Source organism: Permianibacter aggregans, assembly GCF_009756665.1.
In the GTDB taxonomy this organism is placed as follows: Bacteria; Pseudomonadota; Gammaproteobacteria; order Enterobacterales; family Permianibacteraceae; genus Permianibacter; species Permianibacter aggregans.
Genome location: NZ_CP037953.1, coordinates 2,344,616 through 2,362,653 on the forward strand (window position 1 = coordinate 2,344,616; position 18,038 = coordinate 2,362,653).

At 57.1% G+C, this 18,038-nt stretch carries 11 protein-coding genes; 6 read left to right on the forward strand and 5 right to left on the reverse strand.

The annotated features are described in order from the left end of the window. Positions 1-78 precede the first annotated feature (78 nt). Positions 79-1,674 (forward strand): FMN-binding glutamate synthase family protein, encoded by a 1,596-nt coding sequence (locus E2H98_RS10365; protein WP_133589508.1) that lies wholly within the window; start codon positions 79-81, stop codon positions 1,672-1,674. Between the two features lie 68 nt (positions 1,675-1,742). Here the strand turns inward: E2H98_RS10365 and E2H98_RS10370 are convergent, their stop codons facing one another. From E2H98_RS10370 to E2H98_RS10385, 4 genes are all read right to left on the reverse strand, one after another. Then, the gene (locus E2H98_RS10370) at positions 1,743-2,699 is read right to left on the reverse strand and encodes a calcium/sodium antiporter (RefSeq protein ID WP_133589506.1); all 957 of its coding nucleotides are present in this window, start codon (positions 2,697-2,699) and stop codon (positions 1,743-1,745) included. 18 nt (positions 2,700-2,717) lie between these two features. Further along, positions 2,718-3,674 (reverse strand): calcium/sodium antiporter, encoded by a 957-nt coding sequence (locus E2H98_RS10375; RefSeq protein ID WP_133589504.1) that lies wholly within the window; start codon positions 3,672-3,674, stop codon positions 2,718-2,720. Positions 3,675-3,853: 179 nt separating this feature from the next. Next, a complete protein-coding gene (locus E2H98_RS10380; protein WP_133589502.1) occupies positions 3,854-6,028 on the reverse strand; it encodes a S8 family peptidase in 2,175 nt (724 codons plus the stop codon). A gap of 330 nt (positions 6,029-6,358) precedes the next feature. Beyond that, complete coding sequence (locus tag E2H98_RS10385; protein ID WP_133589500.1) at positions 6,359-8,170, reverse strand: S8 family peptidase; 1,812 nt, start codon at positions 8,168-8,170, stop codon at positions 6,359-6,361. A 420-nt stretch (positions 8,171-8,590) separates the two neighbouring features. On the opposite strand from E2H98_RS10385, the gene E2H98_RS10390 reads away from it, so the two are divergent. Beyond that, positions 8,591-10,228: an EAL domain-containing protein gene (locus E2H98_RS10390; RefSeq protein WP_133589498.1), complete on the forward strand. Its 1,638-nt coding sequence runs from the start codon at positions 8,591-8,593 to the stop codon at positions 10,226-10,228. A 59-nt stretch (positions 10,229-10,287) separates the two neighbouring features. Here the strand turns inward: E2H98_RS10390 and E2H98_RS10395 are convergent, their stop codons facing one another. Continuing rightward, positions 10,288-11,883 (reverse strand): S8 family peptidase, encoded by a 1,596-nt coding sequence (locus E2H98_RS10395; RefSeq protein ID WP_133589496.1) that lies wholly within the window; start codon positions 11,881-11,883, stop codon positions 10,288-10,290. A gap of 563 nt (positions 11,884-12,446) precedes the next feature. On the opposite strand from E2H98_RS10395, the gene tkt reads away from it, so the two are divergent. The 4 genes from tkt to fba all read left to right on the forward strand — a co-directional run bounded on the left by tkt (position 12,447) and on the right by fba (position 18,028). After that, complete coding sequence (tkt, locus tag E2H98_RS10400) at positions 12,447-14,444, forward strand: transketolase (RefSeq protein WP_133589494.1); 1,998 nt, start codon at positions 12,447-12,449, stop codon at positions 14,442-14,444. Between the two features lie 70 nt (positions 14,445-14,514). Continuing rightward, entirely contained in the window at positions 14,515-15,525 is a 1,011-nt protein-coding gene (gene gap / locus E2H98_RS10405) for a type I glyceraldehyde-3-phosphate dehydrogenase (RefSeq protein WP_133589492.1), read from the forward strand. A gap of 242 nt (positions 15,526-15,767) precedes the next feature. Next, on the forward strand, positions 15,768-16,943 hold the full coding sequence (locus E2H98_RS10410) for a phosphoglycerate kinase (protein WP_133589490.1): 1,176 nt from the start codon (positions 15,768-15,770) through the stop codon (positions 16,941-16,943). 20 nt (positions 16,944-16,963) lie between these two features. Further along, the gene (gene fba / locus E2H98_RS10415) at positions 16,964-18,028 is read left to right on the forward strand and encodes a class II fructose-bisphosphate aldolase (protein ID WP_133589488.1); all 1,065 of its coding nucleotides are present in this window, start codon (positions 16,964-16,966) and stop codon (positions 18,026-18,028) included. The last annotated feature ends 10 nt before the right edge of the window (positions 18,029-18,038 follow it).

An 18,038-nucleotide genomic window follows, 5' to 3' on the forward strand; every position in this document is an offset into this window, starting at 1 on the left:
TAACGCTTTGTAAAAGTGATTTCCATTCGGTGTGTCATTGCGCATCAACAAGGCGGCGCCGAGAAAGGAGTTTCCTGCATGGTAAGAATCTGGTTTTATCGCATCACCGCGATCATCGCGGTGCTGTTGCTCGGCATCGGCTATTTCTGGCCGGGGATTTTCTGGTCACTGATTGTGCTCGCACCGTTGATCGGTATTGGCTTCTATGATGCCCTGCAAAAACCCCATACGGTGCTGCGCAATTTTCCTGTCATTGGTCATGTTCGCTACTGGTTTGAAAGCATTCGACCAGAAATCCAGCAGTACTTTGTTGAATCGAATATCGATGCCCATCCGATCGAGCGGGAAATGCGTTCGATCGTTTATCAGCGTGCCAAAGGCGCGTTGGAAACCAAACCATTCGGTACCGAACGCGATGTCTACCAAACCGGTTATGAATGGGTCGCCCATGCGCTGACCGATGTGCCGCCAATTGAATCCGCGCCAAGAATGATCATCGGATCTTCGCAGTGCAAGCAGCCGTATTCCTCGTCGCTGCTGAATGTCAGTGGCATGAGCTACGGCGCGCTGTCGCCGAACGCGATCAAGGCATTGAACCTGGGCGCAAAAAAAGGTCAGTTTGCTCATAACACTGGCGAAGGCGGCATCTCGCCGTACCACCTGCAGGGCGGTGATTTGATCTGGCAGCTCGGCACCGCCTATTTTGGTTGCCGTACTCCTACTGGCGGTTTCGATCCGGAAAAGTTTCGCGAACAATCGGCGCGCGATGAAGTGAAAATGATCGAACTGAAATTATCGCAGGGCGCCAAACCCGGTCACGGCGGCATGTTACCGGCCTGTAAAGTCACCGAGGAATTAGCTGAAATTCGCGGTGTACCGGTCGGCGAAGATGTTTTGAGTCCACCGCGTCATCAGGAATTCAAAACGCCCATCCAGATGATGGAATTCATTGCCCGTTTACGCGAGCTGGCGAACGGCAAACCGGTGGGTTTCAAGCTTTGTGTCGGGCGTCGTCTGGAAGTCCTGTCGATTTGTAAAGCGATGCGTGAAACCGGCATCGTGCCGGATTTCATCACGGTTGATGGTGGTGAAGGGGGTACCGGTGCGGCGCCACTGGAGTTCTCCAACTCGGTCGGCATGCCGGCCCGTGATGCCTGGAATATTGTGCACAACGCGCTGGTTGGCAGTGGTTTACGCAAGGAAGTACGGATCATCGCCAGTGGCAAACTGATGACGGGTTTTCATATGGTGCGGGCGATGGCGCTTGGTGCTGATTTGTGTAACAGCGCGCGGGCGATGATGTTTGCACTCGGTTGCATTCAGGCGCTCCGCTGCAACACCAATAAATGCCCGACCGGCATCACGACGCAGAATCCGAAGCTTTACTACGGCCTGGATGTCGATGACAAGTTCGAGCGGGTATATCGCTTTCATCATGGCAGCATGGAAAGTCTGCGCGAATTGATGATCGCGATGGGCGTGCGGGATGTCGATGAAATCACGCCGGATCGATTCTTCCGACGCACCGGCGATTTGCGCGCGCACAGTTTTGCCGAGCTTTATGATTTCCTGAAACCCGATGCCTTGTTGAACGACGACGATCTACCGGTGCATTGGCGGCAGGATTGGCACCAAGCCCGTGCCAACGAATTTGCTCCGTTGGCAACACGATGAAAGTGCTCAGGCTTTACCGGGCTCGCTGAACAATCTTCAATAAAAGCTGAGCTGCCGCCCGCAATGACTTACTGGCTGACAAACAAGAATATCGTGTAACTGAAAAAAAACAGCAGTAACACGCTGCCGTCGATGCGTGAGATCAGTTGTCGTTGTCGATACCGCCGAATAACCAGTATCAAGCCGACCGTCAGTGTCAGCATGACCGGGAAATCTCGCCACAATAGCGCTTCCGGTATGGTGTCTGGGTGAATGCTGCCGGCAATGCCGACGACACTCAGCGTGTTGAAAATGTTTGAACCAATGATATTCCCGAGAGCGATGTCATGCTCGTGTTTGCGTGCGGCGGTAATCGATGAAGCCAATTCAGGCAGTGCCGTACCGACTGCAACAATGGTCAACCCGATGAGCAAATCCGAAACCCCAAAATGTTCCGCCAGGCCGATGGCACCCCAGACCAGCAACCGGGAGCTGGCCAGCAGCAGGACCAATCCCAACACCAGCCAAAGCAGCGCGAAGGACAGGCGCAGTTCAGGAATTTCCACCGCCATCTCGCGCGCCAAATCGTCGCCACGGATAACGCGGGCAGAACGATAGGCCCAGGCCAGATAGACAACAAATATGCTCAGCAAGATCAACGCATCAAAGCGTTGCAGCTGGCGGTCGAGTAACAACAGGAACGAGATGACGGTGGCGGCAATCAACAAAGGAATTTCCTTGCTGATTTGCGGTGATTCGACCCGAATCGGCATCGTCAGTGCCGTGGCACCGAGAATCAAGGTCAGGTTGACGATATTGGAGCCATAGGCATTACCGAGCGCCAGATCCGAGGCGCCTTCTGCGGCGGCCATCGCCGATACAATCATTTCCGGCGCCGAAGTGCCAAAGCCGATAACGACCATACCGATGAACAATAATGACAGACCGAGATGGCGGGCCGTGGCACTGGCCCCTTCGATGAATTTGTCGGCGCTCCAGACCAATAGCGCCAAGCCAAGCACGATGGCCAGCGCAAACTCGAACATCGCAGGCTGACCCGACGCTTACAACGTCAACAACAGCCAGCTGGTGTAGCCGGCAAACGCGGCCAGTAATATCCCACCCTCGCCGCGCGAAATTTCCCGATGATTGCGACCCCGCACCGCCAGCAAAATCAAGCCGCAGGTCAGTAGCAACATGACTGGCATGTCGCGGGTCAACAGCTCCGCCGGCACGGTTGCCGGCTTGATGGCACCGGCAATACCGACCACGGCCAAGGTGTTGAACATGTTTGAGCCGATGATGTTGCCGAGCGCGATATCGTGTTCATTTTTGCGAGCGGCAATGATGGACGAAGCCAGTTCCGGCAGTGAGGTGCCAACCGCTAGTATGGTCAGGCCGATAACAAGATCGGAAACACCCAGCGCGGAGGCAATGCCGACCGCACCCCAGACCAGTAATTTGGAACTGGCCATCAGTAAAGCCAGGCCAATCAGCAGCCAAAACAGGCCGCCACCGAGGCTCATTCTCGGCAGTTCCTTTTCGATTTCCTTGCCGAGCTCGTCGCGACCGCCGGTTTTTGCTGAGGTATAGGCCCAGACGACATAGGAAACGAAAACCCCCAGGAGCAGGATGGCGTCGTAGCGGCTCAGCTCTTTGTCGAGTAGCAGCAATAACGAGGCAAACGAGACAGCAATCAATACCGGGATTTCCCGGCGTACGACTTGCGATTGCATAACAATCGGTGCCATTGCCGCGGTACAGCCAAGGATTAGCGCCAGATTGGCAATGTTGGAGCCATAGGCGTTGCCCAAAGCCAGCGCCGGTGCGCCGTCGAGCGCGGCCAGCGCGGAAACAATCATCTCTGGGGCGGAGGTGCCAAAGCCGATAACCACCATGCCGATAAATAATGACGACAAGCCGAGATGATTGGCCGTGGCACTGGCACCGTCGACGAAACGATCGGCACTCCAGACCAATAGCGCGATTCCCGCGACGACGGCAACAGAAAACCAGAGCATAAACGCAACAAATCCGGGAAAACCAAAGGGCGCACATAATGCCAGTTTTACGTTGTCCTTGCCGCCCCGGATGCCAGTAGCGTCGTTGCCACCACAAAAGTTGCAATGAAAAGAGATAGGGGAGATGGGGCAAAAAAAACGGGCCCAATCGGGCCCGTTTCTCTTTCACCTGCGTTAGCTTACCAAGTCAGATTCAGCGTGTAAGTACCGCTGCTGCCGGTGGCGCCGCTGTAGCGGACCACGCGGACATAGCGAGTGTAGGCACTGCTGCCGGTATTTTTGACCGAGACGGTATCAACTTGACCGGTGCCGTTCTCGCTCTTGCCGATCTGGGTGCCATTGGAGTTATAGACATACAGATCGTAGTCGGAGCTGGCGTTCGGGGTCAGCTTGGCGGTCAGGGTCGCGCCGGCTGGCAGCGTCAGTTTGTAGTAGTCGGTATCCGAGCTGGAGCCGATGGTGCCATTGACCGTGCTGCCGGAGCTGCTGATTAGCTGCGCGGTGCCAGTGGTGTTGTTCGATTCCACTTCCGCGACGTTACCGCCGCCACCACCACCACCGCCGGTGCTGTAGTTGCCGCTCAGGCTGACGCCGGAGAAGCTGCTATAGGCTTTGACCCGGACGTAGTACTGGCCGGCGCTGGGCGTCGCGAAGCTGCAGGTTTCGGCATTACCGCCTTTGTACGGACGGCAGTCATAGCTGCTGTCGGTCGGCGCTGAGCCGAATTTGACGTACAGATCGGCATCGCCGGTACCGCCGGAGATGGCGAAGTTCAGGTTGCTGGCGCCGCTTGGCACATCCATCGTGTAGACGACGTCGCTGCCGGTGCTGGCCGACAAACCGGTGACTGGCACGCCATTGCTCAGCGTGTTGCCACCACCGCCACCGCCTTGGGCGGCCTGGACGGCAGCCAGCGCGTTGACGATACCGGTGCCGCAGCCGGAGCAGCTGGCCGGGAACGAACGGGTCGTGGTTTTCAGGATGCTTTCGATTTCATCCGGGGTCGCAGCCGGTTTTACCGCGGCGATCAGCGCGGCCACACCAGCGACGTGCGGAGCCGCCATCGAGGTGCCTTGCATGAAGATGTAGCTGTCGCTGCTCGGCCCAGTCGTGCCGCTGTTCCAGGTCGACAGGATGCCGTTGGCATCGTTGAAGCTGGACTGGGCACCGCCAGGGGCGGCGACGTCAACGCTGGTGCCGTAGTTCGAGTAGTACGAACGGCCGCCGCTGCGGTTGGTCGCGGCGACGTTGACTACACCGGCGCAGTTGCCCGGGTTGAAGTTGTTGGCGTTGCTGTTGTCGTTACCGGCGGCGATAACGACGACGGTGCCGCGCGAACGGGCGCTGTTGATGGCGTTTTGCGTCGTGGTATCACAAGCACCGGAACCACCCAGCGACATGTTGATCACTTTCGCCGGGTTGGCGTTGCTCGGCAGACCGGAAACGCTGCCACCAGAGGCCCAGATGATGCCGTCGGCGATATCGGAGGTGTAGCCACCGCATTTGCCGAGTACCCGCACCGGCACCACTTTCGCGCCGTAGGCGACGCCAGCGACACCGGAACCGTTATTGGTCACGGCGGCGACCGTACCAGCGACATGGGTACCGTGCCAGGAGGAATCCTGTGCCGAGTGGGTGCCACCGCATTCGTTGGCAGCAACGGCATCGCCCGGGTCGCGGGCATCGGAATCGCGGCCGTTACCATCGTTGGAGACGAAGGTATCGGAAATCATGTCGTAGCCGGGCAGGATGTTGGCGTTCAGATCGGCATGCGGACGGTAGCCAGTATCGAGCACCGCGACAACGGCGCCAGCGCCATTGGTGATATCCCAAGCACCCGGCACATTCAGGCCGCCGGTACTTTCAAAATAATGCCATTGCGAGCTGTACTGGCTGTCGTTCGGGGTCAGGAACGGCTTCATGATGCGATCTGGCTCGGCGTATTCAACATCCGGGTCCAGGGCAATTTGCCGGGCCATGGCCATCACTTCCGATTCCGGCAGGCGCTGATCCAGTTTCAACACCTGGGCGCCGTTGTGCATTTTGCGCCAGAGTTTCATCGAGCGGCCGGTGTTGGCGCTGACCTGGTTCAATTTCGATGTCAGCAGATGGCCGGTTTTGCCAGTGGCTTGGGCGCCGTCTTTGTATTTGACGATCAAGCGGTCGGTACGCATGCCTTGTTGGACGCGATGGGCAGCCATGACGCTGTTTGCCTGCAACTCCATTGTGCGCTCATCAAGCGAACGCAGCGCCGGACGGCCATCAACACTGAAGGCAAAGGCGGTGGATTGCAGGGCCAGGGTAACTGCCAGCGCGGCCAGGGCAGGGCGCGTGGCTTTTTTCAGACTGTACATATGATTCTTATCTCTCCGTGACGAAGTCGGTCGGCCTCGTCTTGTTATGGTTTTTCGCCGGTCCCTACGACACTTCCGTTGATCTTGAGTGCTCCCTCGCGAGTGTCCCTCCGTACGGCGAGGGCCGAAAGTACTGGTCCAGCCTGGCTGAAAAATGTGAACCAGTTCACATTGATACAGAACTCATACAAATCTGTTGGAGCAAATGTAATGGAGTGCTCACTTCCTTTGAGACCGCTTTACCAATTATATTTTTGGCAAAGAAAAACGGGCGTTGCCGCCCGTTTTTCATGTGTCAATTGGCTTTACAACTGACGCTATCGCGCTGAATTACCACGTGGTTTTCAGTGTGTACTTGCCGTTGGTGCTACCAGTACCGCCGCTGTAATAGACGACGCGGACATAACGGGTGAACGTCGAAGTACCGGTGTTGGTTACGGTGACCGCATCGACCTGGCCGGTGCCTTTCTCGCTGCGGCCAATCTCGGTGCCGTTCGAGTTGTAGACGATCAGGTCATAGTCGGAGCTGGCATTCGGCGTCAGTGTCGCAGTCAGCGTCTTGCCGGCCGGCAGGCTCAGCTTGAAGTAATCGGTATCCGAGCTGGAACCCATGTTGCCATTGACCGTGGTGCCCGAAGTGCTGATCTGATCAGCGGTGCTGGTGGTGTTGTTCGACTCCGATTCATTGATCGTCGTGCCGCCACCGCCAGTGCCTTGAGCGGCCTGCACGGCCGCCAGCGCATTGACGATACCGGTGCCGCAGCCCGAGCAGCTGGCCGGGAAGGTGCGGGTCGTGGTTTTCAGAATCGACTCGATTTCATCCGGCGTGGCGGTCGGTTTGACCTTGGCGATCAGCGCCGCGACACCAGCGACATGCGGGGCCGCCATCGAAGTACCTTGCATATAGATGTAACTGTCACTGCCCGGCGTGGTCGTGCCGCTGTTCCAGGTAGACAATACGCCATTGGCATCGTTGAAGCTGGACTGGGCACCGCCAGGAGCAGCGACGTCAACGCTGGTGCCGTAGTTCGAGTAGTAGGCGCGACCACCGCTGCGATTGGTCGCCGCAACGTTAATGACGCCGGCGCAGTTACCCGGGTTGAAGTTGTTGGCATTGGCATTGTCGTTACCGGCGGCGATGACGACGACGGTGCCGCGTGAACGGGCGCTATTGATGGCGTTTTGGGTGGTGGTATCACAAGCGCCGGAACCACCGAGTGACATGTTGATCACTTTCGCCGGGTTGGCGTTGGCCGGTACCCCGGAAACGGTGCCACCCGATGCCCAGATAATGCCGTCGGCGATATCGGAGGTATAACCGCCGCATTTACCGAGTACCCGCACCGGCACCACTTTCGCGCCGTAAGCGACACCGGCGACACCGCTGCCATTATTGGTGACCGCGGCGATGGTGCCGGCGACATGGGTACCGTGCCAGCTGGAGTCCTGGGCGGCGTGGGTGCCACCGCACTCGTTGGCCAGAATCCAGTCACCCGGATCGCGGGCATCGCTGTCACGACCATTGCCGTCATTACCGACAAAGGAATCGGAAATCATGTCGTAGCCGGCCAGCAGATTGGCGTTCAAATCGGCATGTGGGCGATAGCCGGTATCGAGCACGGCAACGACAACGCCGGCACCATTGGTGATATCCCAGGCGGCCGGGGCGTTCAAGCCTCCGGTTGACTCAAAATAATGCCATTGCGAGCTGTATTGGCTGTCGTTCGGGGTCAGGAACGGCTTCATGATGCGGTCCGGCTCGGCGTACTCGACATCCGGGTCCAGCGCCAATTGCGCGGCCAGCTTGGCTGCTTCGCGCTCGCTGATGCGGGCATTCATTTTCAGCACTTGGGCGCCGTTGTGCATTTTGCGCCACAGCTTCATCGGTTGGCCGGCATAGCTGCTGGCTTGGCTCAGCTTGGTGGTCAGGATATGGCCGGTTTTGCCGACGGCCTGGCTGCCATCTTTGTATTTGACGATGATGCGGTCAGTCATGCCACCTTGTTTGGCGACCAAGGCTGGACGGTCGAAACCTGGTTCCAGATCACGCATCGGAATGCGGTCGGCGAGGGCGGAAGAGCAGGCACAGGCAACGGCCACGGCTACAAGCGCGGGCTTGCAGCCACGTTGAATGGATTTCATAAAAGGAGTGTCTCCGTAGGAACCGGACGGTTCCGAATAAGGCTTTTGATAATTGTTCTTGCGCCCGTTCTGCCGCTTTTGCCGCTTATCCTGCGGGTATTCCAGCAGTCCCTCCACGGTGCCGGCGCGAGTCGGAAATTACGCCCGCGCTCAGATCGAAAAATGTGAACTGCGTCACACAGCTACCAAACCTATACAAATCTGTTATTGCTGACGATAGCGTCGGTATTTGCTGAAAATGATCGAAAAAATGCCTGCAAAAGGCCATTCGAGCGGCACTGACGGTCAGCCACGGGCGACCAGAAATGAGAGAAGTGAATTGTGACGCAGTTAGCGCTTTAGTACTAAGATGCATAAAAATCTGAGGCCACTCATAAGTATTGGTGTTGGCCATGTGATCTAAATTTTGTCGAGGTCTTTGTGCTGCCCGACGTCGTTTTTCTGCTGGCCACGGTCGCTTTGCCGCTGGTATCGACCAACACCGTCGCTTTTCCACTGTCATTCTGGGCGCTTGGCTACGTGCTGTTCGCGCTGCTGGTCGTGCATCTTTGTCAGCGGCTGGTCGAACATGCCGGCATTGCCGTTGACCATAAAGAGCGTTTTGCGACCTTCGCCAATACCTCGCTTGCCATCGGCAGCCTGGTTTGGGCGCTCGATGTCGCCGGTTTTTTCATGTACCCGGCATTTGCCGCGCTTGATATTCATTCCGGACCACTGCTGGTGGCCTGGCTGCTGATGGTGTTGTCGGCGCGATTTACCGTCCCGTCGCTGATCAGCACGCGTCGGCCATTGATGGTGGTCGGTGCCGCCTGTGGCCTGGCGGTCGGCATGTTCTGTGCGCATCTGTTTGTGCTGCAGGCGTTCGGCCAATGGCACCAGCAAATCGACTGGCCGTTTACCCTGGCGGCGATGAGCTTGGCCAGCATCATTGCGGTGTCCATGGCGTTACGCCATCGCTCGGCGCGGCTGCGGGCGATGAACGCCTCATTCGAGCCCTTGGGTTGGGCCGAAAAAGCCATGGTCGCGACTGCCATTTTGCCTTTGCATTGGTTGTTGATGCAGTCATTGCCGATAGCGATTGGTGGCCCACACGGTTTCGACAACAGCTTCATGCCTTATGTGCTGGCGGTGTTCATCGTGTTGCAGATGGTCTATTTCAGCCGTGCGATGCAAGTCGAACAGGCCCGTCAGGAGTTGTTGAATCGGGCGCTGCTGATGGTGCGCAGCATGCCGGGTTCGCCCGCGCAATTGATGGAGCAGCAGCTGGCGCTGATTGCCGAGCGTTTGCCGCGACTGATGGCGCCGGCTTCCTTGCATTTGCATTACCAGCCGATTGTCGACCAATCGGGTAGCGCCCCATCGGTAAGGTTGGAGGCGCTGCTGCGGGTGCGCGACCCGGAGCTTGGGCCGTTGCCGCCAGACCTGGTGTTGCTGGCTTGCGAGCGCAAAGGGCTGACCGAGCACGTCGATCGTCAGATTCTGCGTCGGGCGCTGGAAGAATCGTCACTCTGGGTCAGCCGTTCGTTAGGTTGCGCCGGTGTTTCGGTCAACATCACCCCGGATACGTTGCTGGCCGAGGATTTTTTGGCTTGGCTGCGCCGGCAACTACGCGAGCTGCAGATCGAACCGGGTTGGCTGCAACTGGAGTTGACCGAACATGCGCTGATGGCCAAATCCGAGCGGCTGACCGAAACACTGAGCACGCTGAAAATGATCGGCGTCAGTGTTGTCATGGACGATTTTGGCACCGGCTTTTCATCGCTCGGAGCGTTGATCGACTTGCCGATTGACGGCGTCAAATGCGACCGTCGATTTGTCCAGGATTTACTGCAGGACAGCAAGCGTCAGGGCGTGTTGGCACATCTGTGTGCGATTGCCAAAACCCTGCAGATCCACTTCACCGTCGAAGGTGTTGAACTACCGGAAACCCTGCGTTTGCTGCAGCAAATGGGCGCCGATTCGATTCAGGGCTATTGGTACGCGAAACCGATGCCGGCAGCGCGGGTGCCGGTGTGGCTCTGTGAGTTCTACGACTGCTACAAACCTCGTGCCGCCTGAAGCGCTTTTCCGGCAAACAGAAAGGCCAGCATTGCTGGCCTTTCTGTTGTCGACTGGGTTTACCAGGTCGCGCGCACCGTGTAGGTGCCGTTGCTGCTGCCGGTACCGCCGCTGTAGTACTTGACGCGGATGTAACGGGTAAACGCCGACGAGCCGGTGTTGGTCACGGTAACCGTGTCCACCTGGCCGGTGCCGCGTTCGCTGCGACCGATCAACGAGCCATTCGAGTTATAGACATACAAGTCATAGTCGGAGCTCGAGTTCGGGGTCAGCGTTACGCTCAGGGTGCCACCAGCCGGCAACGTCAGTTTGTAATAGTCGTTGTCGGAACTGGAGCCCATATTGCCGCTCATCGTCACGCCGTCGCTAATCGGGTTAGCGGCCGAGGTGCTGTTGTTCGGCTCGGTTTCCGAAGAGCCAGACGGCGGTGGCGGCGGAGGCGGTGGTGGTGGCGGAGTGGTGCCGCCATTCAGGAACGTCGTGTTCAGCAGCTTGTTGACGCCGGAAGGAATACCGGAAATCTTGTTGCTGCTGGCGTTGTTAACCAGAGCGCTGGTGGTCGAGCTGGCGCTGGCATTCGGGTTCTGTGCCAGATACAGCGCGGCGGCGCCGGCGACGTGTGGCGATGCCATCGAGGTACCGGACAGCGTTGCTGTGGCGGTGTTCGAGGAAATGCCGGCCGACAGAATGCTCGAACCCGGGGCATAGATATCAACGCAAGAGCCGTAGTTCGAGAAGCTGGAACGGGCATCGGAGCTGGTCGTCGAACCAACGGTGATGGCGCTTGGCGCACGTGCTGGCGAGTAGTTGCAGGCGTTGCTGTTGTCGTTGCCGGCAGCGACGACGACGGTGATACCGGCATTGGTCATGCGCGCTACGGCATCGTCAGTGGCTTGCGACGCACCGCCACCCAAGCTCATGTTGGCGACAGCCGGTTTGATCGCATTGGCGGCGACCCAGTCCATACCGGCGATAACACCAGAGTTGGAACCGGAACCGTTACAGCCCAGCACTCGCACGGCATGCAGGGTGACGTTTTTGGCGACACCGTAGGTGGTGCCACCTACGGTGCCGGCGACGTGGGTGCCGTGGCCTTGGCAGTCATTGGTGCCATTGCCGTCACCGATGGCGTCGTAGCCATTGCCCATGCGGCCGGAAAACTCGTTATGGGAAGCGCGGATGCCTGTGTCAACGATGTAAGCGTGAACACCGCTGCTGCCTGGGTAGGTGTAAGTGCCGGACAGCGGCAGGTTGGTCTGGTCAATGCGATCCAGACCCCAAGTCGGGTTGTTCTGGGTGGCAATGATGCTCATGACCTGGTCGGCTTCGACGTACTCGACATCCGGGTCATTGGCCAGGCGTTGGGCCGCCGCCAGATCCATGACCATGACGGCGCCTTTGAACACGTGATTAATCGTGTGTTCAACGCGAGCACCGTAACGGCGGTTCATGTCCATCGCCATCGTCGAGGCATTGGCCAGCAGGCCGGCGGCCTGAATGCGGTCCTCGCGGAACTTGACGATGTACTGACCTGGGATCACATTTTTCGCGGACGCACCGCGAATTTCCGCTGCGTGCAGGGGCAAGCTGGCACAGGCAGCAGTGATTGAGAGCGCGAGCAAGGCCGGCGCCACGCCATGTTTTGACGTTTTCATATAGTTTGGAACTCTCCGTAAAGATTATTTTTTTGTTTTTGATCTTGCGGGCTTCGCTCGCCAGAAACGCGAGTTGCCGGAATAGCGCGTGTGAAAACGCGAGAAACGGCGGAGGTCCGCAGCGCTGGCAAGCGCCAATCAAGAACAGACTCGCCTCCAACCGTCTGACTACCGGGTCGACAACCGAACTGGCCAGGGTTCCTCCGTGGGGCTCGCGGACAATATTCCTGCCGGAAATAACAAAATGTGAACTACGTCACATTGATACAGAACTCATACAAATCTGAAATTTGCCTGCAATATCAGCGCTTTATCCGAGATGTATGGTCGGACCAAGCTGGTGCAAAGCAGCATTTTCTGGTGCATATCAGCCGCCGGGTTGTCGGTGTGCAAGCTTTCGGCGCGGCAAAAAAATCTGAAAAAAACTGCTTAAAAACTGGCCACAAGCTTTGCCCTGAAGGGGGCGTTTCGGTGACAATACGCGCCCTTGATTTTGGCCCCCTCCAGATCCCCCCTGATGGTCGGGTGCTGTCTGCCTTCCCTCATCGCTATTTGGAGTCTGCATGTCTGCTCGTTTCACGAACGCTAACGCCATTCGTGCCCTGGCCATGGACGCGGTTCAACAAGCCAAGTCTGGTCACCCTGGCATGCCAATGGGCATGGCCGATATCGCCGAAGTGCTCTGGAACGATCACCTCAAGCACAACCCGAACAACCCGAAATGGCCGGATCGCGACCGCTTCATTATCTCCAATGGTCATGGCTCGATGCTGCAATACGCGTTGCTGCACCTGAGCGGTTATGACGTCTCGATCGACGACCTGAAAAATTTCCGTCAGCTGCATTCAAAAACCCCGGGCCATCCGGAATACGGTTACACGCCCGGTATTGAAACGACCACCGGTCCATTGGGTCAGGGTCTGGCCAATGCCGTTGGCATGGCCATCGCTGAGAAAACCTTGGCGGCGCAATTCAATAAAGGTGATCACAACATCGTCGACCATCACACTTACGTGTTTTTAGGTGACGGTTGTTTGATGGAAGGCATTTCCCACGAAGTGTGCTCGCTGGCCGGCACGCTCGGCCTCGGCAAGCTGATCGCGTTCTACGATGACAACGGCATTTCCATCGACGGTGAAGTGCATGGCTGGTTTACCGACGACACGCCCAAGCGTTTTGAAGCGTACGGCTGGCAGGTGATCCCGAACGTCAATGGCCATGATCCGGTCGAAATTCAAATGGCGCTGGAAACGGCACAAAAAGAAACCAATCGTCCGACGTTGATTTGCTGCAAAACCGTGATCGGTTTTGGCGCGCCAACCAAAGCCGGCAAAGAAGAGTGCCATGGCGCGCCGCTCGGTGATGCCGAAATCGCCGGTACCCGGGAAAAACTCGGCTGGCCGCACGCGCCATTCGTTGTGCCAAACGAAATTTATGCCGCCTGGAATGCCAAGGAAAAAGGCGCCAAGTTGGAAGCCGAATGGCAAAAACGTTTTGAAGCCTATCGTGCCGCCTATCCAGAACTCGCTGATGAATTCCTGCGCCGTATCGAAGGCGAATTGCCGGCGCATTTCAGTGAGCACGCGCAAGCTTATATCAAAGAGGTCAACGAGAAAGCCGCGACCATTGCCTCGCGTAAAGCCTCGGAAAACTCGATCAACGCGCTGGCGCCGGCACTGCCGGAATTGCTCGGCGGTTCCGCTGATTTGGCTGGTTCCAATTTGACCATTTGGAAAGGCACAAAAGGCATCAGCGCTGAAAACGCCGATGGCAATTATCTGTATTACGGTGTCCGTGAATTCGGCATGAGCGCGATCATGAACGGCATCGCGCTGCATGGCGGTTTCATCCCTTACGGCGGCACCTTCCTGATCTTCATGGAATACGCCCGCAACGCCGTGCGCATGTCGGCGCTGATGAAACAGCGCGTTATTTATGTCTACACCCATGATTCGATTGGCCTTGGTGAAGATGGCCCGACCCACCAGCCAATTGAGCAGTTGAATAATTTACGCGGTACGCCAAACATGACCGTCTGGCGCCCGGCCGATGCCGTTGAATCGGCCGTTGCCTGGTTCGCGGCCGTGAAAAACAAACAAGGCCCGAGCGCGCTGGTGTTCTCGCGTCAGAACCTGCCGCATCAACAGCGCAACGAAACGCAAATCGCCGAGATCGCCCAAGGCGCTTATGTGTTGTCCGACAGCAACGGCACACCGGAACTGATTCTGATCGCGACCGGTTCGGAAGTGTCGCTGGCCATGGATGCCGCCAAAGCGCTGCGTGAACAAGGTAAAAATGTTCGCGTCGTGTCGATGCCGTCGAGCAATGTTTTTGATGCGCAAAGTGATGAATATCGCGAATCGGTATTGCCGAGCAGCGTGCGTAAACGCATCGCCATTGAAGCCGGTCACACCGACTTCTGGTTCAAGTATGTCGGTCTCGATGGCCGTGTCATCGGTATGCAAAGTTTCGGTGAAAGTGCACCGGGCGGCGCGCTGTTCAAGCATTTCGGCTTTACTGTCGAGAACATCGTCAGCACCGCCAACGAACTATTGAAATGAAGACTACGGCGCCGGTGACTCTGGCGCCGTTTTTTTGTAAACCCTACTCTTACCCCCCAAGGAGTATGTAATGCCTATCAAAGTCGGTATCAACGGTTACGGTCGCATCGGACGCACCGTGTTGCGCGCCATTTACGAACACGCCCGTCGCGATGAAATCATCGTTACCGCGATCAACACCTCGCATCCGATCAAGGACGAAGCGTTCTTCACCCGTTTCGATTCGGTACACGGCCGCTTCAACGCCGAAGTAACCTATGACGAAGGCAATATTTACATCAACGGCGATCGTATTCGGGTATTTGCCGATCGCAACCCGGCCAACCTGAAATGGGCCGAGGCCGAAGTCGATGTCGTGTTCGAGTGCACGGGTAAATTCACCACCAAAGAAGCGGCCAGTGCCCACTTTGCTGGCGGCGCGAAGAAAGTGTTGATCTCCGCCCCTGGCGGTGAAGATGTCGATGCCACCGTCGTCTACGGCGTCAACCATGACTTGATCACCAAGAACATGACAGTGATCTCCAACGCCTCCTGCACCACCAACTGCCTGGCACCGGTGGCGAAAGTGTTGCATGACACCGTTGGCATCGAAAACGGTTTGATGACAACGATTCACGCTTACACCAACGACCAGAACATCGTTGATGGCCATCACAAGGATCTGCGCCGCGCCCGCGCTGCCGCGATGAACATGATCCCGACCAAAACCGGTGCCGCCAAAGCCGTCGGTCTGGTGCTGCCGGAACTGAATGGCAAGCTGGATGGCTTCGCGGTGCGTGTGCCGACCGCCAACGTCTCGGTCGTTGATCTGTCGTTTATCGCCAAGCGCGATTGCACCAAAGAAGAAATCAACGCCGCGCTTCGAGCCGCCAGCGAAGGCGCGATGAAAGGTGTATTGGCCTACAACGACGAACCGCTGGTCTCGATCGATTTCAACCACACGCCGTTCTCGTCGATTTTCGATGCCACGCAAACGAAAGTGAATGGCCGCATGGTCAAGGTGCTGGCCTGGTACGACAACGAGTGGGGGTTCTCCAACCGTATGCTCGATACCGCCATCGCCATGATGAATGCGAAATAAAAAGCCGTAGCCTGGGTTAGCCGCGTAGCGGCGTAACCCAGGTCCGCGAAGCGGACAACAAGCGGTCGACCAGGAACGGAAAAAGAAATATGGATACCAATTGGGTAGTCGTGGTTCAGACCCTGAGCTGTGTGTTGTTTGTTGGCTTTGCCGGTTGGCATGTAGTCAAGTGGTTGAAAAAATAAGTTTGGCGACACATTGCACGCGATGATGCGTGTTCTGCAGAACATACGGAAGATGACATGAACGTAATCAAAATGGCCGATCTGGATTTGCGCGGTAAACGCGTGCTGATCCGTGAAGATCTGAATACGCCGATTCAGGATGGCAAAATCACTTCGGCGGTGCGCCTGGAAGCTTCACTGCCGACCATCAAGCTGGCGCTGGAAAAAGGCGCGAAAGTCATGGTCTGTTCGCACCTTGGTCGTCCGACTGAAGGCGAGCTGAAGCCAGAAGATTCCTTGGCACCAGTCGTGGAATGGTTTGCCCAACGGCTGAACAGCAAAGTGCGTTTGTCGAACGATTACCTGAATGGTCTTGATATCGCTGAGGGCGAAGTCGTTTTTCTGGAAAACGTCCGCTGCAATGTCGGCGAAAAGAAAAACAGCGATGAGCTCGCCAAGAAATACGCGGCGCTTTGCGATGTTTATGTCGGCGATGCCTTCGGTACCGCTCACCGCGCTGAAGCCTCGACTCATGGCGTTGCCAAGTTCGCCAAGATTGCCTGCGCAGGCCCGCTGATGGCGGCGGAAATCGATGCACTCAGCAAGGCGCTGCACGCACCGAAGCGTCCTTTGGTCGCGATTGTCGGTGGTTCGAAAGTCTCGACCAAGCTGACGATTCTGGAATCACTGGCACAGAAAGTTGATCAGCTGATCGTCGGTGGCGGCATCGCCAACACCTTCATGGCCGCTGCTGGCTTACCGGTCGGCAAATCGCTTTATGAAGCCGATCTGGTTGAACAAGCGAAAACTCTGATCGCGCAGGCGAAAGCACGCGGCGCCGATATTCCGATTCCGGTCGATGTCGTCGTCGGCAAGAAATTCGACGCCAATGAACCGGCTGTGGTCAAAGCGGCGAAAGAGGTTGCCGAAGATGAGATGATCTTCGATATCGGCCCGAAAACCCAAGCGATGTTCGCCGAGTTGTTGAACAAGGCCGGCACCGTCGTCTGGAACGGTCCGGTTGGTGTTTTTGAATTCGATCAATTCGGCGAAGGCACCAAGGCCCTGAGTCTGGCGATTGCCAAATCCGATGCGTTCTCACTGGCTGGCGGTGGTGACACGCTGGCTGCCATCGAGAAGTATGGTATCGGCGAACAAATGAGTTACATTTCCACCGGCGGTGGTGCGTTTCTGGAGTTCCTTGAAGGCAAGGAATTACCGGCAATTGCCATCCTGGTTGAACGAGCGAAATAAGTTAAACGGAGTAAAAAATCATGGCATTGATTACCTTAAGGCAGCTGCTCGATCACGCGGCCGAACATCAGTACGGTGTACCGGCATTTAACGTCAATAACCTGGAGCAAATGCGCGCGGTTATGGAAGCGGCCAATGCCGTCGATGCGCCGGTGATCATTCAGGCCTCGGCCGGTGCCCGCAAATATGCTGGCGCGGCGTTCCTGCGCCATTTGATTCTGGCCGCGATTGAAGAATTCCCGCATATTCCGGTTTGTATGCATCAGGATCATGGCGTTTCGCCAGCGGTGTGCCAGCGCTCGATTCAAATGGGCTTTTCCTCGGTCATGATGGACGGCTCGCTCGGTGAAGACGGCAAAACCCCAACCGATTACGACTACAACGTGCGGGTAACGAAAACCGTCACCGATTTTGCCCACGCTTGCGGCGTTTCCGTCGAAGGTGAAATCGGTTGCCTGGGTTCTTTGGAAACCGGCATGGCCGGCGAAGAAGATGGTGTTGGCGCTGAAGGCGTGCTCGATCATTCTCAGTTGCTGACCGATCCGGAAGAAGCGGCGCAGTTCGTTCGTGACACCCATGTTGATGCGCTGGCGATCGCCATTGGCACCTCGCATGGCGCCTACAAATTCTCGCGTCCGCCGACAGGTGACATTCTGGCCATCGGCCGTGTCAAAGAAATTCACGCCCGTATCCCGAACACGCATTTGGTCATGCACGGTTCTTCATCGGTGCCGCAGGACTGGCTGAAAATCATCAACGAGTACGGCGGTGATTTGGGCGAAACCTACGGTGTGCCAGTCAGCGAAATTCAGGAAGCGATCAAGCACGGTGTGCGCAAGGTCAATATCGACACCGATTTGCGTCTGGCCTCGACCGGTGCGGTGCGTCGTTTCCTGGCCAAGAATCCGAAGGAATTCGATCCGCGCAAATTCCTGGCCGAATCGACCAAGGCGATGATGGCGATTTGCAAAGAGCGCTACGAGCAATTCAATTGCGCCGGCCAAGCCTCGAAAATCAAACCGCTGAGCCTGGACGCGATGACCACGCGCTATGCCAAAGGCGAGTTGAAGCCGCAGATCAAATAACTGTGCTGAC